Source organism: Paenibacillus sp. (genome assembly GCF_048976745.1).
In the GTDB taxonomy this organism is placed as follows: Bacteria; Bacillota; Bacilli; order Paenibacillales; family Paenibacillaceae; genus Paenibacillus.
In genome coordinates this window covers 321,106-341,570 of record NZ_JBHGUU010000005.1, presented here as the reverse complement: position 1 = coordinate 341,570, position 20,465 = coordinate 321,106, and the positions used below count along the sequence as shown (strand labels likewise).

The 20,465-nt window shown below is 46.5% G+C and carries 18 protein-coding genes and 1 pseudogene; 8 read left to right on the top strand and 11 right to left on the bottom strand.

The window, feature by feature from the left end; genetic code table 11:
• Positions 1-76: 76 nt before the first annotated feature.
• On the bottom strand, positions 77-1,051 hold the full coding sequence (locus tag ACE3K2_RS05310) for a ring-cleaving dioxygenase (protein WP_421887591.1): 975 nt from the start codon (positions 1,049-1,051) through the stop codon (positions 77-79).
• Positions 1,052-1,469: 418 nt separating this feature from the next.
• Between ACE3K2_RS05310 and ACE3K2_RS05305 the strand changes: the two genes are divergently transcribed.
• Entirely contained in the window at positions 1,470-2,231 is a 762-nt protein-coding gene (locus ACE3K2_RS05305; RefSeq protein WP_421887588.1) for a TIGR02206 family membrane protein, read from the top strand.
• Between the two features lie 136 nt (positions 2,232-2,367).
• Here ACE3K2_RS05305 and ACE3K2_RS05300 read toward each other — a convergent pair whose 3' ends face one another.
• The 3 genes from ACE3K2_RS05300 to ACE3K2_RS05290 form a co-directional block, all read right to left on the bottom strand.
• Positions 2,368-3,162, bottom strand: a complete 795-nt coding sequence (locus ACE3K2_RS05300) for an SDR family oxidoreductase (RefSeq protein ID WP_421887585.1) — start codon at positions 3,160-3,162, stop codon at positions 2,368-2,370.
• 209 nt (positions 3,163-3,371) lie between these two features.
• Complete coding sequence (locus ACE3K2_RS05295) at positions 3,372-3,635, bottom strand: YqkE family protein (RefSeq protein WP_421887583.1); 264 nt, start codon at positions 3,633-3,635, stop codon at positions 3,372-3,374.
• A gap of 431 nt (positions 3,636-4,066) precedes the next feature.
• On the bottom strand, positions 4,067-4,717 hold the full coding sequence (locus ACE3K2_RS05290) for a peptidylprolyl isomerase (RefSeq protein ID WP_421887580.1): 651 nt from the start codon (positions 4,715-4,717) through the stop codon (positions 4,067-4,069).
• A 256-nt stretch (positions 4,718-4,973) separates the two neighbouring features.
• Here ACE3K2_RS05290 and ACE3K2_RS05285 point away from each other — a divergent pair, with 256 nt between their 5' ends.
• On the top strand, positions 4,974-6,188 hold the full coding sequence (locus ACE3K2_RS05285) for an MFS transporter (protein WP_421888366.1): 1,215 nt from the start codon (positions 4,974-4,976) through the stop codon (positions 6,186-6,188).
• Positions 6,189-6,295: 107 nt separating this feature from the next.
• On the opposite strand, the gene ACE3K2_RS05280 is transcribed toward ACE3K2_RS05285, so the two are convergent.
• From ACE3K2_RS05280 to ACE3K2_RS05270, 3 genes are all read right to left on the bottom strand, one after another.
• A complete protein-coding gene (locus ACE3K2_RS05280; protein ID WP_421887577.1) occupies positions 6,296-6,487 on the bottom strand; it encodes a hypothetical protein in 192 nt (63 codons plus the stop codon).
• Positions 6,488-6,526: 39 nt separating this feature from the next.
• Positions 6,527-6,898, bottom strand: coding sequence for a hypothetical protein (locus ACE3K2_RS05275; RefSeq protein ID WP_421887574.1), 372 nt, complete (start codon positions 6,896-6,898; stop codon positions 6,527-6,529).
• 121 nt (positions 6,899-7,019) lie between these two features.
• Positions 7,020-7,181: a hypothetical protein gene (locus ACE3K2_RS05270; protein WP_339303713.1), complete on the bottom strand. Its 162-nt coding sequence runs from the start codon at positions 7,179-7,181 to the stop codon at positions 7,020-7,022.
• A 145-nt stretch (positions 7,182-7,326) separates the two neighbouring features.
• Between ACE3K2_RS05270 and ACE3K2_RS05265 the strand changes: the two genes are divergently transcribed.
• Together ACE3K2_RS05265 and ACE3K2_RS05260 are read left to right on the top strand one after the other, a co-directional pair.
• Positions 7,327-7,608: a hypothetical protein gene (locus ACE3K2_RS05265; protein ID WP_421887572.1), complete on the top strand. Its 282-nt coding sequence runs from the start codon at positions 7,327-7,329 to the stop codon at positions 7,606-7,608.
• A 153-nt stretch (positions 7,609-7,761) separates the two neighbouring features.
• Complete coding sequence (locus ACE3K2_RS05260; RefSeq protein ID WP_421887568.1) at positions 7,762-9,660, top strand: ATP-binding protein; 1,899 nt, start codon at positions 7,762-7,764, stop codon at positions 9,658-9,660.
• A 77-nt stretch (positions 9,661-9,737) separates the two neighbouring features.
• Here the strand turns inward: ACE3K2_RS05260 and ACE3K2_RS05255 are convergent, their stop codons facing one another.
• Together ACE3K2_RS05255 and ACE3K2_RS05250 are read right to left on the bottom strand one after the other, a co-directional pair.
• Positions 9,738-9,980, bottom strand: a complete 243-nt coding sequence (locus ACE3K2_RS05255) for an NHLP leader peptide family RiPP precursor (protein WP_017690236.1) — start codon at positions 9,978-9,980, stop codon at positions 9,738-9,740.
• Positions 9,981-10,034: 54 nt separating this feature from the next.
• On the bottom strand, positions 10,035-10,967 hold the full coding sequence (locus tag ACE3K2_RS05250; RefSeq protein WP_421887565.1) for a hypothetical protein: 933 nt from the start codon (positions 10,965-10,967) through the stop codon (positions 10,035-10,037).
• A 464-nt stretch (positions 10,968-11,431) separates the two neighbouring features.
• Between ACE3K2_RS05250 and ACE3K2_RS05245 the strand changes: the two genes are divergently transcribed.
• Positions 11,432-12,169, top strand: a complete 738-nt coding sequence (locus ACE3K2_RS05245) for a hypothetical protein (RefSeq protein ID WP_421887562.1) — start codon at positions 11,432-11,434, stop codon at positions 12,167-12,169.
• A gap of 36 nt (positions 12,170-12,205) precedes the next feature.
• On the opposite strand, the gene ACE3K2_RS05240 is transcribed toward ACE3K2_RS05245, so the two are convergent.
• Both ACE3K2_RS05240 and ACE3K2_RS05235 read right to left on the bottom strand, forming a co-directional pair.
• A complete protein-coding gene (locus ACE3K2_RS05240) occupies positions 12,206-13,459 on the bottom strand; it encodes an acyltransferase (protein WP_421887559.1) in 1,254 nt (417 codons plus the stop codon).
• 176 nt (positions 13,460-13,635) lie between these two features.
• Complete coding sequence (locus tag ACE3K2_RS05235) at positions 13,636-14,631, bottom strand: LCP family protein (RefSeq protein ID WP_421887556.1); 996 nt, start codon at positions 14,629-14,631, stop codon at positions 13,636-13,638.
• Between the two features lie 279 nt (positions 14,632-14,910).
• On the opposite strand from ACE3K2_RS05235, the pseudogene ACE3K2_RS05230 reads away from it, so the two are divergent.
• The 3 genes and pseudogenes from ACE3K2_RS05230 to ACE3K2_RS05220 all read left to right on the top strand — a co-directional run.
• Positions 14,911-15,141, top strand: a pseudogene (locus tag ACE3K2_RS05230) (phosphatase PAP2 family protein); the annotation flags it as partial.
• Positions 15,142-15,381: 240 nt separating this feature from the next.
• Positions 15,382-17,100, top strand: coding sequence for a methyl-accepting chemotaxis protein (locus tag ACE3K2_RS05225; protein ID WP_421888363.1), 1,719 nt, complete (start codon positions 15,382-15,384; stop codon positions 17,098-17,100).
• 341 nt (positions 17,101-17,441) lie between these two features.
• Positions 17,442-20,435, top strand: a complete 2,994-nt coding sequence (locus ACE3K2_RS05220) for a glycoside hydrolase family 9 protein (RefSeq protein WP_421888360.1) — start codon at positions 17,442-17,444, stop codon at positions 20,433-20,435.
• Positions 20,436-20,465 lie beyond the last annotated feature (30 nt).

Genomic DNA, 20,465 nt, shown 5'->3' with positions numbered 1-20,465 from the left:
TATCCGGTATTCAGAGTTGCCTGGTGAACATCGTTTTTATTTTCGATTCAAGCCGGATTGTACAGCTTAAGCGCGATTAACGAATGACGGTATCCAGTGGTTTCAGATTCGCTTCAATCTCGGCGCGGCGACCTTCAAGGAATGGAGGCAAGGCAAGCGATTCGCCCAGATGCTCCATTTCTTCGTCTGTATCAAATCCCGGACCATCGGTGGCAAGCTCGAACAGAATACCGTTTGCTTCACGGAAATACAGGGAGCGGAAGTAGAAACGATCTACAAAACCGGAATTGGGGAATTGGAAGTTATGAACCCGTTCCACCCATTGTTTCAGTTCTTCCTCATTATCCACGCGGAATGCCACATGGTGTACGCTGCCACGACCAGGACGTTCTTGGGCAAGGTCATTCCGTTCCTCAACATGCACCTCAGAGCCACTGCCACCTTCACCGGATTCATAAACGAGTACATCAGGCTGACCAGGAGTAAAGGCTGGGTAACTTCCTTTCGCTCTGAAACCAAGCAGTTCGGTAAGAACCGGAGCGGTAAGGGAAGCATCTTTTACTGTAAGATGGATGGGGCCAAGACCTACAATGCCATACTCAGCAGGCACAGGGCTCTGATCCCATGGTTTACCACCAGCAACACCTGTATTGTTTTCATCCGAGACCAGAATCAGACGTTGTCCTTCAAAATCTGTGAACGAGAGCGTGGCACGACCACCCCGTTCAACAATCTCTCCATGTGGGACTTCGAATTCGTCAAAACGTTGCTGCCAGTACGTAAGTGCCGCATCATTTGGAACACGCAGTGACGTTGCCGAGATGCTGTTCACACCTTCACGAGTCTGTCCGGCCATCGGAATCTCGAAGAAGGTAAGCTCTGTTCCGGGATTACCTTTCTCATCGCCATAGAAGAGATGGTAAACGGACACGTCATCCTGGTTGACCGTTTTTTTAATCAGGCGCAGACCCATGATATTGGTGTAGAAACGATAGTTCTGATCGGCATGTGCTGTTAGAGCGGATACGTGGTGAAGTCCTTTGATTTGCATAATAATTCCTCCTAATTAGGTTATACGTTCAACTAAGGATGATTTACACTGATACTACGATGACAGAACAACCTTCCGATCGCTGTTATCCCCAGATTTTTTTAATTCCTTTTATAAAGGGGAAATCCGGGGATAAAGGCGAACACTTCGCTTCTTCAGGTTATTTCTGTCTTCTCCGTTATCGTGTAAAAGTTCAGTTGAACAAATTTTGAGTGTATTTAAGATGAATTCCGATTAAGAAAGTTACTAACTTTTCGTTTGTTTTGGTTCTGGATTTATCTTAACATAAAGATATTTAAATTACAATGCTTATTTAGAATTCCAACTGGACAGCTCTTTCATTCAATGACAAAATGAAAAAGTTAACATTAAAGAGAGATTATGTAGGTGAGATGATCGCAAAGGAGAGAAGAGATGCATGGCGTATCCACCATGGCTGGACCCTTATGACGCAGAGCCGTTTATCCTGTTCTCCACTTCACATATCGTTTCGATTAGCGTAATTGCAGCATTGATCGTAATGATGTTTTTGCTTCGACACCATCTTCGGTCATGGTCAGAGAGGGCCCGCCGCATACTGCGGATTGTTCTGGCCTGTATCATGTTTGCCTGCGAAATCGTGCTGCAACTCTGGTATGTGTACGGAGACATATGGAGCGTGCAGACGTCACTACCACTCGAATTATGCAGTCTGTCTCTGCTATTATCGGCGTTGTTACTACTGACACGCAGTCGACTGTTACATTCTGCACTATTATTTGCAGGAATTGCTGGTGCTCTAATGGCGATCCTGACTCCCAATCTGGGTTATGGTTATGCACATTTTCGATTCATTCAATTTTTCGTCGCTCATGCCTGTATCATTTTGGCTTTGCTCTACATGACCTGGGTGGAACAGCTGCGACCTAGCTGGAGATCTGTAGCAGGTTCCATGATATTTGTGAATGTGGCAGCACTAATCGTATATGTTGTAGATATTTTGCTGGACGCGAATTACATGTTTTTGAGATATAAACCAAATACACCCTCGGTGCTTGATATGCTAGGTCCGTATCCCATGTATATTCTTGGGGAAGAGATACTTGCGTTAGTTTTGTTCTCGCTGATGTACGTATTGCTCTTTGCCATTCCGGATTGGTTGAACCATCGTGTGAAAAAAGGTAAAAGTTCAGCGTTATAGCGATAATCCTTGGCATTGCCATTGCACAGGATTATAAACTTCTTATACTAAGATATCCCGCAGTAATCTGACCGGATCAGATCGCTTGCGGGATATTGGGCGTTGTACCTGAATGGGTCAACTTATATTTATATGTTTATCCGCGGAGCAGAGATTCCGCACCATCCACGTAGATTCGTGTTCCTGTAACATGAGAGGCTTCATCGGAAGCGAGGAACAGGACCAGGTTCGCCACTTGTTTTGACGTTCCAGGTTCACCCTTGAGCGGATGTTCGTGACCCTCAGGGAATTCAACAGGTATCTGTACTTCTTTTAGATCATCGGACGGGTAGGTGTTATCATCGATGTTGGTATCAATGGCTCCCGGACAGACGGCGTTTACACGGATCTTATAACGAGCCAGCTCCAGTGCAGCCATCTTTGTAAACGCAGTTTGTCCCGCTTTACTGGAAGCGTATGCAGAGAATCCGATTCCTGAGAAGACCCGGTTACCGTTGATGGAACTGGTGATGATGATGCTTCCACCATGTTCTTTCAGATGGGGGATGGCATATTTGACGGTTGCGAAGGTTCCACGCATATTGATCTCCATCGTCTGATCCCAGTCCTCGATTTCCATCGTTTCAATCGGAGCCATCGTTCCGTTAATACCGGCATTGGCAAATATGATATCCAGTTTACCCGCTTCAGCCGCAGCCTGATTAATCGCTTTTTGCACATGATCCGGTTTGGAGATATCACATTCGATCACATACGCTTCTCCGCCAGCCTTTTCAATCGTTTGTTTTGTCTCCTCGGCAGTTTCGGGTGTACGATCCAGCATGTACACTTTGGCTCCATGCTCGGCGAAACGAATAGCGGTAGCCTGACCAATTCCCGATCCACCTCCAGTTACAATCGCGACTTTGCCTTCCAAACGTTGTTCAGTCATCTCTGATCCCTCCGTATGGGTTAGATTATCGTTGTACGCTCTACTTCTACATACCCGGCTCAGGACTGGTGAATCATATGTGTCTATATCAAAAAGAACAGGACCACAAGGTGGCCCTGTTCTGTAGCAGCTCAGCTTCATGATCTGGCTGCTTGTAATATGATATTGGCATGTGGAAGGTAGGAGACACCCTCAGGCCATGCCCTGGTTTACTTATGTTTCTTCCAATCCATAGCGCTGTTATTGAGCAAATATTCGAAGTCGTTATCCCGGCGCTTCTGCTCCGCTTGGCGAGCTTCTTCTGCTTGCTGACGTTCCTGCTCTTTAAGTGCCGCCTCGGCAGCCTTTGCCTCATCCGCCTGAGCTTTCAGTTTCTCCAGCACATCACTGCTCAGTAGATCTTTCAGTGTTGTGGGTTTATCCTGTGTTACTGCTGCTTTGGGAGCAGGGGGACGTTTTTTGGATTTTGCCATAGGAAAATCTCCTTTCCAACATGAATCAGGTTCCATTTATCGTACAGTAGTCATAGTATATCAGGTTCCCGTGATGCATTCCATGAATCTGCGGAACAAAAGCAGGAAAACGAGGGTTGCGTGACGAATGAAATCGGGTATAAAATCATATACTATTACCGATACTGCGACTATTCCCTGGAGAAAGGAGTCGTTGTTCGTGGAAGTAAACCGTGGTTTACTGAAAGGGCTTGCATGGGGCGTTGCCTTTAGCTGCCCGTTATGGATTGCGATTATCGGCTGGTTACGTTTGATGGGATGGATGTATTGAGGATGATGCCGGGAGAGGTCATTTTTTATAAAGTCATACATGTAACCGCTATCATTAAAACCAATAAATAAAGCTCTGCCTTGCGTTTTCGCACAGGACAGAGCTTTTTGTTTAGCGTTCATTAAGGCATTTTTACCGGTTCTGGATATTCCAGACCATGGGTATCTACCGTGACTTTTTTCATGACTTGATCCGTAACGGGTTTGTCACCTTCCCCGATTTCCTGAGCAGCGATACCATCAACAACGTCCATACCTTCGGTCACTTTACCAAAAGTAGCATATGCATTATCCAAATAATCCGCATCTGCTAACATGATGAAGAATTGGGAGCCTGCGGAATCAAGATTATCCGACTTACGTGCCATCGATATGATTCCCCGTGTATGATTCAGGTGGTTTTTGTGACCGTTGGATGTGAACTCCCCTTTGATCGTATAACCTGGCCCACCTGAGCCGTTGCCCTCTGGATCACCACCCTGAATCATGAAGCCCGGAATGACCCGGTGAAAGATCAGGCCGTCATAGAACCCTTTATTCGCAAGGGAGATGAAATTATAAACCGTATTGGGCGCAATCTCGGGATAGAGCTCAATGACAATCTTCTGTCCATCGGCCATTTCAATGGTAGCCACGGGGTTCGGACCTTCAGGTGCGGCTGGAACCGGCGTTTGCTCGGCACTGGACGCAGGGCGCCCGCAACCACTAATGACGATAAGCAGCATCGCAAGAACGAGCGATATTGCGGTTGTTTTTTTCCACCGTAAAGACATGAAAACGTTCCTCCTTGCATCTCTGCATCATATATTTTCTCCAAATCATATTTGGATATTTACCCAACTATCATACCGTTTTTGTGGACAGAATGGCAATGTAATACGTGTGGTTATGGTGAACAAGGGATGGCCTTCATGGAATGATGGGTGTAAAATAAGGAAAATGCTTCCGCATCGGGGACGTACGGGTCTGTTCCGTCCGCTCCAATACACGGCAGTCCCGACGTCAGTAACGGAAAGGGCGTGCGGGTATATGGACTTCTCGTGGAAGCGAAATCTGGTCATATTGTGGATTGGTGTATTTTTTTGCAGCACGGCGTATTCGATCTCGATTCCATTTCTGCCCTTGTTTCTAAGTGCTGACTTGGGGGTTCGTGATCACCTGGAGTTATGGTCAGGACTGGCCTTCGGCATTACGTTTCTCGCGAGTGCGCTCGTGTCTCCGTTCTGGGGATCACTGGCTGATAAATACGGGAGAAAACCCATGCTCATCCGGTCAGGATACAGCCTTGCCGTCTTGTATTTCATCAATTATTTCGTGCAGGACCCCTATTCACTCATTGTTGTTCGATTGTTTCAGGGGCTGCTCGCAGGGTTTGTTCCAGCAGCGATTGCCCTGGTAGGCACGAATACACCTGAAGAGAAGACCGGTTATGCACTGGGTATTATGTCTACTGCAGGAGCCACTGGTGGTATTATTGGACCGTTAATTGGTGGCGTTGTGAGTCACTATTATGGCAACCGGAATGCATTTTTGTTTTCGGCTGTCGTTGTATTAGTCTCAGCAATCATCGCAACCTTCTGGGTAAAAGAAGAGAACTTCAACCGGAATAAAGCTCGTTCCCATGTCATGGATGACATTCGTGAAGCGAGAGCGAATCGTGTGTTTATGACGGTGCTTGGCATGATGGGCATATGTACGTTCTCCGTCATGATTCTGGAGCCGCTGTTGACGGTCTATGTGATGGAAATGGGCGTTCAGCCGGATCGAGCCTCACTCAGCTCGGGTATTATTTTTTCAGCGGTGGGAGTAGCGACAGTCATTATGGCGCCCCGTTGGGGCAAGATTGGTTCAAGGATTGGATATGGTAAAGTGTTGATCATTGGACTGGTCGGTGGGGCTGTAGGGAATCTTCTGCAGTTCTTTACAACAGGTTATATCGCTTTTGGCATTTTGCGATTTGTGTATGGTTTATTCTTTGCGGCTGTATTTCCGGCAATTAACGCCATGATTGTGCAGGCTACCGCATCAAGTTTTAGGGGAAGGGCCTTTAGTCTGAATCAGTCCGCTGCCCAGCTCGGGACGATGGCGGGACCGATCATTGGTGGGGTTCTCGGTGGCTGGCTGCCGATACGCTGGATTTTTATCATTAATGGACTTGCACTGATCATCACTGCGATTGTCGCAAAGTGGTCGGGATTGGATCACAAACTGCCTGGAGCAGGTAAGGCTTCAGCAAAGCGGTGATACTGAATTGCAAAGAGAAAGTGAACTTACAGGAACATAACGAAAAAGATGACGCTGTGAAATTACAGACGTCATCTTTTTTTAAGTCTACTACGGATCTATATAAGTTAGTCATCCGAAGAGGGCTTGCGAGAAACCTTCTCTTTGGGAATGGCATGCTCCACCGCATCACGTTGATCTTCATCCTCAAGCGCTTCGGGGAAGGAGTCCTCAGTGAACAGTCCGAAGTCCGGGTCAATGTCTCGTTCGGTTACGAGATTATCCGGTTCATGCACATGCTTTTGGCGATCTTCCTTCATCGTGTATGCACCTCCTCATTCAGGATGTCATAACAGCCGTTAACGTCGTAGTGGAATGTCGTTCTCTGGTTTGGCATCCGCACCAGCACCATTGAGCAGATCGGTACCATGCAGTGCATCCGGATCGGGGGCAGCAGGATCAACTGGGCTGTTTGGTTGCAGAAGGTCTGCATCCGGTACAGATTCCAGCGGAGTCTCAGCCAAACGTGAATCCAATTCAGGCTCGTCTACAGCGGTTGCGGCTACGGGTGACAGATCTGAATCCTCTGTTACAATCCGTCTTCCAGAAACTTCATCAAAGGTATCCATATCGCCTTCCGGGACTTCCGTCTCTGGCGGAATATCGCGTGACCTCTGATAACGGTCATAATAGCGGTCGCTCTCTTCGTTACTAATTGGTTTGTCGGACATGAATAACACTTCCTTTCATTGTCGGTTGTCCAAAGCTTCTTATCCCGTAGTTACCCAAAGCGCTAGTGTTGTAATCTTGCACAGCTTATTATCCCCGGGTGTTCGCTACGATATGAATGCCTTAGAATTTGGGGAATACGTATTTAACCAGGAAGTATAAGAATCCGAAAAAGATAAGGACATAAGCGGCATATTTAATAAATGTGGAAGCGACCATACTTGAATCCGATTTATGCTGAATATCCTTATGTTCTACCTCAACCGTACGATGTGGCTCATTCAATACAATCATCTCCTTAGTGTGTTTGTTTGCTTTGAGAAACCATTACACCCTGAGCAAAGGATTGAATCGCAGCCGCCCTTTTTAAAGCATTTCCTGTTTTGCCTATGTTATGATGAAGCTTGAATATGTAAGGGAGGGATCTCAAGTGGACTGGTTCACACTGGGCAATATGATTACACGCATCCGTATCGGGCAAAAGGCGTCCACACCCGGGTTCTCCCGTACCGTCATCCGTCGTCCAGACGGTTTATTTTGGGTAGGTGGAATATGGTCCGGACAAGTTGTCCAGTTGCGGGATTTCCTTTTTTCCGATATATGGACCATCTATGATGATGAAGAAACAGAACAGTGGCTTGAATTCCGCAGTCAAGTTGAACAGAAAGAACGGGAAATGATAGAGAATCAGTACGAAGATTTACGTGATTAACTGAACAACTTTAACAATAAAATGGAAATAAAACTATAAATCGACTTAAATGTGAAATTTCATTTTATCTCAAGAAGGTGACGTGACAAATGGTGGCGAATGATAAATGAGAGAATCTAAGATAGGGAAAATTGGAACTTTGAGGTGCTGTGAATGAAAAATGTGCCCAAAGCTATCGTCATCTTATGGATGAGTGTATTGATTGTTCTAGGTATGCCACATGGGATAGTCTTTGCAACTACAGGAGCGATTCAGCAACCTGTATCCATTACAGGATGGGAAGTAAAATGGGGGAACGTTGACGATCAAGGGTTCATTAGTGAGGTTAAGGGAGCAGACGAGATATGGGAAAAGCAGGGCATCGATAAGTTGGAGTATAGCAATACGGATCGATCGAGTTCCTTATGGACTCGCCTGACCATCCCTGAATTGAGTGAGGAAAGTTCAGCCATTCGATTTGAGAACATTAAAGGCAATCATATTGTTATCTATCTGGAGGACCGCAAGGTCTACGAGAACTACCATTACAATTATGATAATAATGCTGTGTTGCTGCCCTTATCCAGCGAAAATTCGGGTGACACGCTCTATGTATGGTCGCAAAATGAGAAAGGTCGTCTGGGCATACAAGGTACTGTCCAGGTTGGACCTTATGCCGCGTTACAGGAGAAATATATTCATAACGGGCTTATTGATGTCATTTTGGGCGCGACCTTTGTCTTCACAGCGATTACGATGCTGAGTTGTACGTTCTTCCTTGGCAAATTCCATAAGGGATTATGGATCTCACTATGTATGGTTATGGGTTCCATCGGCACAATGATCATCACGTACTCGCAATTTTTGTATACATTCTATCAGGTATATGGTGACCTGTATTCCGTAGTGTTTGATCTCGCAATGCTGCTGGGTATGCCAGCGTTATGTTATTTTTTTGAACAGATCATCGGACCAGGACTGCATGGAATCTTCACCAAACTGCGAAAAATACTATTCATATATTCAGTTATCGCTGTGTTCTCTCTATGTATCTATGTTACCTCAGGTGGGCAATGGGAGTTCCTCTATAATTTGCTCGTACAGCGTGTGGTTGGCATGGTGCTGGTCATTCTGCTGACAATCCTGTTGGTGGGTACCATCGCCAAAGCGCTGCAACGAAATCGGGAAGCTATGCTGCTTGCGACGGGATTCGGTACATTTGCCTTGATCAGTGTGGCTGAACTGTTGTGGTATTATCAGCGGAGTGGGACGTATCATCTGTTATGGTGGAAATGGTCCATGGTTGCATTTGTGATCTCGCTGATTGCCATTCTCGGAAGTCGTTTTGCCGAAAAACACACCAAAGTTCTAGAGTATTCCAAGGAACTGGAGTTGTTTAACAATGAGTTGCAACGATCGGAGAAGATGGAGATTATTAGCGAATTGGCCGCTTCCGTTGCCCATGAAGTACGTAATCCGCTTCAAGTGACAAGAGGGTTCCTGCAACTTATGACAGAACAGGAAGACAACAAAAATAAGGGGTATGTACGTATTGCACTGGAGGAACTTGATCGGGCTTCGGGCATCATAACAGACTTTCTTACCTTTGCCAAACCTGAGTTTGACCACATTATCTCGCTTAATATCTCGGATGAGTTCAATCATATTGAAGGTATTCTTGTACCGATGGCTAATCTGGAAGGTGGCAAAATCACAACCGATATTCCGCCAGATTTATATATTCGGGGCAATTCCTCGAAGTTCAAGCAGGCTTTTATCAATATTATCAAGAACAGTATTGAAGCTTTGCAGGGACAAGGCCAGATTGATATCTGGGCGTACAAGCAGGATGGCATGATTAAGGTACATGTTAGGGATAACGGAGAAGGAATGGACGAGGAAGCCCTCTCCCGGTTGGGCGAGCCTTATTTCTCCAATAAAATCAAAGGCACAGGTTTGGGCATGATGGTGACATTCCGGATTGTTGAAGCGATGCAAGGACAGATCAGCTTTACAAGCACCAAAGGGGTAGGAACAGAAGCGGTTGTATCTTTTGCCGAGTTCGTCGAATGACGAACTCAAAGAAGGATACAGCGGCTTTTTTTGTTCCTACCCCTGATTTCTTACCTTACCAATTTAACTCACCCGGTTTAACTTCTCCAAGGTCCACAATTCACATCATAATTTACTTTGGAAGGATTGGGAGGTATGACAAGCACATAGTCATTCTGCTGCTCCTCAACGGTACGTACCTGAATGTGCTCCGGGATTATGATACCGAAAGCTTCACGAAGCGCCTGCTTCGGATTGGAGTGCAATTGTTGTCTGAAGTGCTCGTCAGTCCAAGCCTTTTCAATAATATCCTCATGCAACGTTTTCTCTGATACCATCATCGTCAACATTCCCTTCATATTTGAAATTAAACTGAATCAGCTTAGTCCTCATGTTCAGAATTTCAACTGTTGCTCGCTGATCCAGTGATGAAACCCGCCTTGGAGGAGCCGTTTCTTCCGGTGTGTAATGTCCTGAACAGCTTGTACTAAAGTGCTGCATAAATAAGAATCAAACGCCTCGAGATGCGATATTCCTAAGTTAGACGATGTTAATGTACATTTATAGTGAATAGCAATGTCTACGTAAGAGTTCATGAGTTGTGTATTGTATACATTGTCATGTATACGTTCGCTTAGAGGATGAACTGGATAGTTGTGATTCAGTGCTGCGGATATGTGGGAGAGGTAGCTGTTGTAGTTTCCGTGCACAGCATCTTGTTGCGTGTCTGTGAAGTCATCGGTCATTTGGAGTGTCATGAGTGTGATGTTGATGTCAGAACACACCGGGATGAGCTGGTTGGACTGATTCAGCAGAAGGAGTGCGCCAGTAGCTCCAATGAGCAGGGGGGCAGCCTTTTGCGCAATCAACAAGGGATTCTGTTGGAAATAATCAATGGAATGCTCACCGGTAACACTCACGGCCCAATCCACTACATATTGTCTGAAATAGATCCAGAACGTGGAGGAAGGATTGAATAATACCGAGTAAGATTGAAGTGCATCCATGTAATATAGATTCCCCAGGGATAACTTCAGTGTGGCATTCTCCGGTTGTTCATCCATCACGTCGTCTTGATTCAGAAAATATAACATGTAAATGAGACAGGCTGTACTTAATTGGTGTGCTTTCTCTTGAGGGAGTTTGTGTGAGTCTTGCATCCAAAGTGGGATGATATATCCGATATAACTGTGCCCCGAATCTCGTAACAGGGGATTAACCGAATGAAGTTGCTCTAATGCATGTCCTGACAAGGGTTCGGGATATTTCCGTACGAGTTGTTCCGCTGAAGCGAACACGACCTCCAGATCGGATCTAAACGGATCCAACCAATCTCTCCGCATCGTTACATCTCGTCCTTCCTGCGATAAGGTGACTAAGGACTGTTCAACTATATTAGTTGAAATAATCATTTACACGATAACGGAGAGGACAGAAAGAACCTGAAAAAGCGAAGCTAAAAGCTTTCTGGAAGAAAGCTGCATCGGAAGCATACGCTTCGCCTTTATCACCGGATTTTCCCCTTGAAAAAAGGAATCAAAAAAAATCTGGGGATAACAGCGATTGGAAGGTTGTTCTGTCAGCGTAGTGTCAGTGTAAATAATATGTAGTTCAACTGATATAGATCATGAAGTTACATTTAGTATAGCGGAAATAAACTGAAAAAAATAGGATTTTTTGTGATCAATTGTGAGAAAAATGATGACTTTTTGTATTTTATGGCATAAAAAAGTGGATTTTAGGCTCAAACTAGGAAGGCACAGGATTTCGACATCGGAAAGGCGGCAGAGAAATGAATTTGAAATGGAAAACATGGATGGTAGCCGGAATGGCAGCCGTAGTCATAACAGCAGCAACAGGTCATGTAACATTCGCTGATTCAACGGTTCGGTTTGAGGAACATGAAGATGTGTCAAAAGCTTCTTCCTCCGGGAAACCAGCGAAGCCATGCATGCAGGCAGGACACAGTCTGTTCATGATTGGTGAGACGGCAGACTTGCTTGGGATTGGACTTCGGGATCTAAAAGAGCAGATGGAACTTGGCAAAACATTGTCCCAGATTGCCAAGGAGCGTAAGGGACTTAGTGAGGAGCAGTTATTGGAGAAGTTGAAGCCTACACTGGCACAGCGTCTGGATCAAGCTGTAGAAGAAGGTTGTCTCACCAAGGAGCAAGCTGCAGCCACAAAGGCGGACATGGATACCAAGTTAAAAAAGGTCATCAATACCCCGCTGCGTGATTTGCGACGTGAATTTGCCCACCATGGCAAACGTTCCATGGTAGATAAGGGCGAAATTGCCCGGTTTATTGGACTCACTCCTGCTCAACTGCACGAGCAGCTTCTGGGAGGGAAATCCCTGGCGGAGATTGCTCAAGCAAAAGGCATTAGCGAAACGCAGTTGGTGGACAAGCTGAAGGAACAATTAACGGGTGATCTGAAGAGGTTTGTGAATCAGAAGGGCAATGTGCATCCAGCTCCAGGTCCTCAGGAACCTGTTCCTGGACGATCAACTTCGAGCGAAGTAAAATAAAAAGAGCGTCTCCGTGAGGGGACGCTCTTCTTTATTTTAAAACGGCTCACTTGTTCCCGGACTTCGAGTTGCGCCGGGTGACGGCGTTCGCTCAGGTGAATTTCTTTTGTCCACAGCAGCTGATGGATTGGGGGTTAAACGTGGTTTGCGCATTAACCCTACGGTAAAACGTGAGCCAGGTAGCTTGGAGAGTGCCCAGCTGATTGCAAGAGCAATACCAACCGTTACAAGGAACGATAGCAACGTCACAGGCAGATGCCATCCACTGAGTTGAAGCGGTCTGGTTACGTAAGCAATCGCGTAGATAACCAGTGCATGAACCAGATATCCCCCAAACGAATAGCGGCCAATCCAGGCTAACAATCGCTGAAAGCGTGTGTCTTTGCCCCGCATCAGTACAAGTAAACCATACATCATAAACATCTGAGCTATAATGATCAGGAATGTGGTTGGTTTCAGATAGGTGGAGATATTCAGATTAACAACTTCCCCGGACCCACGCAGCACATCGTAACCAAGCCATATATACATCCCTATAAACAGACAGATCGTCCATGGGAGTACCTTCGTGGTCCAACTCCTCCAGCTATCCACTGACCAGGCACATACGGCACCCAGTAAAAAGTAGAACCAGTACATCACCCATGAATAGGAGCGATATTGCAGCAATGTTGACCATGGTTCAGACATGGATTCTGTCCAGCCGCCCATATTATAGTAGGACCATTTCATAAGCAGGGCGTAGAATGCAGCTGCAAATAGAATTAGTGCCACAATAACTTGCGTGGGCGTGAAACGCATGACATTTTGGATACGTCTTTGAATGGCGTTTGCTCCTGTCCAAAACAGGGGGAACAGAATATAGAACTGAAACACCATAATGACAAACCAGAGATGATATCCCGTCTGTGGAACAAACAGCTCACGAACAAGACTGCGCATATCCGGTATGCCTGCAAACCAGAACGCGGGGGTGAATATACGGACAGCAAGCCAATAGATGAGTGTCCATACCACAAACGGCATATAGATATCGCCAAATCGTTTTCGAATGAAGCGAGGATAATCCGGTTTGGTGTTACGGTGATGGTAAAACAACATTACACCCGATAGAAATACAAACGTTGGCGTACCAAACCGGGTCAGATGATAGATCATCGTCAGCATAATGGAATCCGGTTGTTCAATATCGGCACGATAGATATACTCAGCGATATTATGCTGCATGACGATCGCCAGAAAGGCAATGCCCCGCAGCTCAGTCCATTCCGCTATTCGCGTTTTTTTCACATGTAATCCTCCCTCCAGGAACCGGAGTTCATCATATAAGGGTACCTGTTAAACATTAAGACTGCATTAAATGGAGAAAATAGGTATTAAAAAAGACGGCTTTGGCCGTCTTCTTTGTTGGTATAAAACTGAAATACATGTTGTTCAATAATTGCTTCATTTCATGCCTGTTATTCTCAGTTCTGTTCGTCTGATGATTGGGGCTGCGAAGATGCGGCATCTTCTTCAAACATTTTCTGAATATAGGACTGGAGTTTGGTTACATCGACACCCAGCACCTGGGCTGAGCCGACCCGTTCATTGGTGAGCAGCTTGTTGGGTGGAATCTGCTGCTGGTCTATTTCATTCGCATGGATATCGAAGCCAAGGGATGCGAGTTTCAACATCTGAGTTGGACTAAGATCCGTCTCTATATAGGGTGCGATCGCTTCCAGGATATCCGGGATTTTGAAGAGCGAAGTGGTGCTCTGCATCTTCTTGGCCAGTTCGGTCATGAAGATTCGCTGCCGTTCGGTGCGCGTAAAATCGGATGTGGCATCATGCCGGAACCGAACATATTGAAGGGCAGTCTTGCCGTCCATATGCTGCAATCCCTTTTTTAAATCGATGTCGTACATATGTTTATCTGCTTTACTGGTGTAATACATATCTTTCTCGACATCAATCTCAATACCGCCTACCGCATCAACGAGTGCCATGAAGCCTGTAAAGTCCGTGTAGACATAATGCTGAATGGGAATACCGAGCAGATCACTGACGGTTTGTTTGGTCAGCTCTGCACCTCCGTAGGAAAAGGCTGCATTGAGCCTGCTCTTTCCATGACCGGGGATTGCGACATAGGTATCCCGCAGAACAGAGAATAGATGGGCTTTCTTGGTGACAGGATCAATGGAAGCGACCATGACCGAGTCTGAGCGTCCTGCATCATCACCTCTGGAGTCCCCGCCAAGCAGCAGAATATTCACCCGTTCCTGGCCCTCCCATCTGGGAATCGTTGTCGTTGGGGTGTCGGAATCGCTGTCTGTGCCGGAAGAGGAAGAGTTGGATGAAGTCCCGGAAGCGGTTGAGATGCTATTGGCAAAATGAACAATCGAATATCCGTAATATACAATGATACCTGTGACAGCAAGTATCAGGGTCAGGGCTGTACCCCATAACCATTTTTTAAGCATAATCTTCACCTTTCTATGATTGAACTGATATGTAACCCAAACTAGTTTAACAAAAAGAAAGCAAAATGTCCTCTTTGATTTCGTAACTTCGGTCAATGTGAGGATTGTTAGACAAATAGTTAGTGTATATTTATTATGTAAAAATATAATCTTTTTGGTGTAATGGGGGATATCATCAGCAGTAGGTCATCCAAGGCCTTTTGTAGAAGGGCCGGTGCATCAACTGGTTGCGCATGTACCTGACCCTTCCTTTCCAAGTAAACATGCTTCCTTGTATTTGCTCTCGCGGCTGCTTCATTCTGTATTGGACGGCGCTTCGGGTTATGGATGCTGTTACTTGCTGTGTTGACAGGGGTGTCTCGTGTATATGTAGGTGTACATCATCCAGGAGATATTCTGGGTGGATTCCTTCTGGGTAGTCTGATTAGTGTGATTCTGATCAAGAACCGCAATTATCCCAAGTCGGTTCCCGACTTTTTCATTAACATACACCGGCGTGTTTTTCGTTAGCGATTGAACGGAATATGGAGCGAAATCGTGATAGTTTTGTTGAATAAAGAAGTCTCGTATCTCTGGTTTTTTCCAAAGATGGGAGACTTCTTTTGCGTTATGTTCGAAGTTACCTGAAATTTATAGAAATCGAATTCTAACATCTACAATTCATGACTACAGGTGACGATATATTATTCATATGCATAAGTTTATGCGCTAAGTTGAGGAGTGGGAAATGTGGAAGACACGCGGGGGAACATGTTGGGGAAATTAAAGTTAACGATTCGAGGCAAGTTACTGGCTGGTTTTCTAGCAGTCGTGATTCTGCTGGTTTTTGTAAGTGTCTATTCGTTAATACAGATTCATGTAATGTCTGGCAAATCGAGTGAAGTGGATGAGACCTGGATGCCGAGTGTAAGCCTGCTGGGCATGATGAACGGCGATGTTTCGGATGTAGAGCGTTTGGCGCTTGCAGTCATCGTTGAACAGAACGAAGACGAATCGGCTAAGCTGAATGAAGCGTTACAGCTGCTTCTTACGAAGATTGAAGATGAGCGCAAACAGTTGCAAACGTACATTGCAGACAACGAAGCAGCACTTAAGCTGTATAATGAGGATTTTAGCACGAATTATGAAGCCTACCTCGCAAAAATGCCTGCATTCATCGAATTAGGTTTGGCTAACGATTATGAAGGAGCAAGTAAACTCCATACGGAGGCCTATCCAATGTGGTATACAGCAAACGACACACTTGCCAAGTTAATTACGTTGGGCAATGAAGGATCGCAAGCGGCAACGGGTGATGCTGTTGTATTGGCAGAGAATACATTTAATGTGATTTTGGCAGTAACGATTTTTGCCTTCCTGGTTGCGATGTTCATTGCTTTCTTCATTGCCAGCATCATCTCACGTCCAATCAAAAAGATGAATGAAGCTGCCTTGGCAATCGCAAGTGGTGATCTGACAGGTGAGAAAATTGTACTCAAGAATAAGGATGAATTAGGGACGTTGGCTAGTTCCTTTAATACAATGACGGGTAATCTGCGCGAGATGATTGAATCGGTATCGATGACTTCCGAACAGGTAGCCGCTTCATCGGAGGAGCTTCTGGCAAGTGCGGAACAGAATACCCAAGCTTCGGAACAGATCTCCCAAACGGTAGAAGAACTGGCTGTAGGTACGTCTGAACAAGTCGATATTGTGAAGCGTTCTTCACAGGCGATGAATGAGATGGCTCTTGGGTCGGAGCAGATTGCCGAGCTTGCTCAAAGTGTGTCCGTATCTGCTGTGGATGCGGCGAATCAGTCTTCCGAAGGAAACATGATTATTCAGCAGGCGGTTGAACAGATGGGTTCTGTTCGAAATTCCATTGCTTCACTTACAGAATTGGTTACAGGGCTGGGGGAACGTTCAGCAGAGATTGGTACCATTACCGAGGTAATTAACAACATTGCCCGGCAGACCAATCTGCTTGCACTGAATGCAGCCATTGAAGCCGCACGAGCAGGAGAGCATGGACGTGGTTTCGCTGTAGTTGCGGGAGAAGTGCGTAAGCTGGCTGAAGAATCTTCCGCATCTGCGCAAAAAATTACGGATCTCGTTCAATTGATTCAGAAAGATACGGATCATGCTGTTCAGGCAGTCAAAGTAAACAGCAGTGAGACCGAAGCAGGAATCGAGATGGTTACTGCGGCAGGACAAGCGTTCGAGCAGATCTCGGATGCGGTCAACAAAGTAGCAGGCGAAATCCAAGAAGTATCTGCAGGTTCAGAGGAAATGTCGGCTAGTACAACTGAGGTTGTAGGATATGCAAGTCAGATATCTAACATTGCCGGAGAGGCAGCAGGCGGGGTGCATAATGTATCTGCCGCAACTCAACAGCAGTTGGCTTCCATGGAAGAGATCGCATCATCCGCAGGTTCATTATCCAAAATGGCCGAAGAACTGCAGGAGCAGATTAACAAGTTCAAAGTCTAACCATCAGATGTTCTGATACCTAAAGTGAAGAGTAACATACAGACGGGATGGTCAGAAATGCCATTTGATTTGTAGTGCTGATTATACCAATATCGAGAAGCTGTTTCTCTAACGCGCATATGCGTCAGAGAAACAGCTTTTTTTGTCGCATGACGCAGGGGAGGTCACAACAATGTTATTTCAGAAGTCACCAACGCTTATATAGCAAGTTAAACAAAAGACTATAATGGTAATTAATGGTGGAAGTTACACTGAAATACACCATGGAGAGGAGCGATATATACTCGCAGTCCAGAGTAATGCATACGGAATATTCTTGAAGAGGAGATGAATAGTTGAACATGAAGGGGAGCTGGTGGAGACGAGTCGCCATGATCGCGTTATCGGCAGGACTACTGGCAGGGAGTTTTTCGATGGGCACAGGACTTCATAAGGCGGATGCGGCCGCCGGAAATCAGAACTATGCAGAAGCTTTGCAAAAGGCCATTTACTTCTATGAAGCCCAGCGTTCGGGCCCATTGCCAGCGAGTAATCGGGTCGAATGGCGTGGTAATTCGGGCATGCAGGATGGGGCTGATGTAGGCGTTGATCTGACCGGAGGATGGTATGATGCCGGAGATCACGTGAAGTTTGGTTTTCCGATGGCTGCTTCCGCCACGATGCTCGCCTGGTCTGTCGTGGAATATAGCGACGGATATGAGCAAGCGGGACAACTGGAGGAGATCAAGGATAATATCCGATGGGCAACCGATTATTTTATGAAAGCGCATACGAAACCCAATGAATTATGGGGACAAGTCGGGGCAGGTAATACCGACCATGCCTGGTGGGGGCCCGCAGAAGTCATGCAGATGAACCGTCCGTCGTTCAAGATCGATGCTTCCTGTCCGGGCAGTGATCTGGCAGCAGAAACGGCTGCAGCGCTGGCAGCGTCCTCGATTGTATTTGCAGATGATGATCCGGCATATTCGGCCAGACTGCTTCAACATGCAGAAGAGTTGTACAACTTCGCAGATACATATCGGGGGAAATACACCGATTGTATCACTGATGCTGCAGCGTTCTATAACTCGTGGACAGGGTACGAAGACGAGCTGGCATGGGGTGGAGCATGGCTTTATTTAGCCACTAATGATAGCGCTTACTTGTCCAAAGCCATTGCAGCTACGGACCGGTGGTCTACTAGCGGAGGCTCAGCCAATTGGCCGTATACCTGGACACAAGGTTGGGACAGTAAACATTATGGTGCCCAGATCCTGCTTGCCCGTATTACGTCCAGTTTGAACATGCCGGAGGCGACGAGATTTATTCAGTCAACTGAACGCAATCTGGATTACTGGACAATTGGAGTTAATGGGACACGAGTCAAGTATACGCCAGGAGGTCTTGCCTGGTTGGATCAGTGGGGCTCACTCCGCTATGCAGCCAATGCTTCCTTTATTTCTTTTGTGTACTCCGACTGGGTCAATGATCCTGTGAAAAAATCAAGATATCAGGATTTCGCTGTCTCACAAATGAACTACATTCTGGGCGATAACCCGCGTCAGAGCAGTTATGTGGTCGGATACGGGCAAAATGCACCCCAACATCCGCATCATCGGACTGCTCACGGTTCATGGCTGAATAACGAAGATATTCCGGCTAACCATCGCCACATTCTGTATGGTGCCATGGTCGGTGGACCGGATGCATCCGATGGATATACCGATGATATCGGGGATTACGTGAGTAATGAGGTTGCAACCGATTACAATGCTGGTTTTACCGGCGCACTGGCCAAGATGAATTTGCTGTTTGGTCAGAATCATCAGCCCCTTGCGAACTTTCCTGCACCTGAGGTGAAGGGAGATGAGTTCTTTGTGGAGGCTGCCATCAAATCATCCGGTAGCAATTATACGGAAATCCGGGCACAGCTGAATAATCGTTCCGCTTGGCCTGCCAAAATGGGAGATCAGCTGTCTTTTAAATATTTCCTGGATTTGAGTGAAGTGTATGCTGCTGGACGTACGGTATCGGACGTTCAAGTGACAACCACCTATACAGAGGGAGCCACGGTATCCCAACCCGTTGTGGTGAATGCAGCCCAGCATATCTATGCCATTACGGCGAACTTCAGCAATACGAAGATCTATCCAGGTGGGGAGGGGAATTATCGCAAAGAAGTCCAGTTCCGCATTACAGGCCCGCAGGGCGCATGGAATGCAAGCAATGATCATTCGTTTCAGACGCTGACTACAGGCACTCCTGTGAAGAGCATATACCTTCCAGTCTATGATGCAGGTGTGAAGGTGTACGGACAGGAGCCTGGTGTTACACCAGGTACGGTTCCAGGCGCGCCTGCTGGCGTGCAGGCTGTAGCGGGAAGCAGTCAGATTAATCTGACTTGGGCTGCTGTATCTGGAGCCGAATTGTATACTGTGAAACGTGCCGAGGTAAGTGGAGGACCATATACAACCGTTGCGACAGGTGTTAATGGATTGAACTATACGAATACGGGGCTGACGAATGGGACCACTTATTATTATGTAGTGACTGCTGTGAATTCAGCAGGGGAATCATCGGATTCCATACAGGTGTCGGCTACACCGCAAGCAGCTTCGACGGTGCCGGGAGCCCTGACTTTGAGTGGGATAGCTGGCAATGCACAGTCGGTTCTGACCTGGACAGCAGCCTCAGGCGCTACTAGCTATAAGGTACAACGTTCGGTGGCAGGCGGGACATATGCGGATGTGGCAACCGGATTGTCCGTGTTGACCTACACCGATACAACAGCGCTGAATGGCACCACGTACAATTACCGGATTGCAGCCGTGAATGCGAACGGACAGACGCTGTCCAATGTCCTGGCACTGACGCCTTCTGCGCCTCCGGTGACGACCGGTACGCTCGAAGTGCAGTACCGCAGCGGAGGGTCCGGGAATTCGAGTAATGCGGTGACCCCGCAGTTCAATGTGAAAAATACTGGAACACAGGCGATTGATCTCAGTACCGTGAAGATCCGATATTATTTCACCAAGGATGGTACGGAGAACATGACCTTCTGGTGTGATTATGCCGAGATGGGCACAGCCAATGTTGAAGGTACTTTTGTCGCAGTGGATCCGGCGAAGGGGACCGCAGATACGTATCTGGAGATCAGCTTCAAGTCCGGAGCAGGCAGTTTGGCCGCTGGAGCAGAGACCGGCGTGATTCAAGCACGCTTTTCCAAAAATAACTGGAGCAATTTCGATCAAAGTAATGACTATTCCTATGACGCTACCAAGACGGCCTTTGCCGCTTGGAACAAGGTCACCGGGTATCAGGGAAACACCAAAGTATGGGGCTTGGAGCCGTAACTAGCTCAAGATCATAGGCAGAAGGACAGC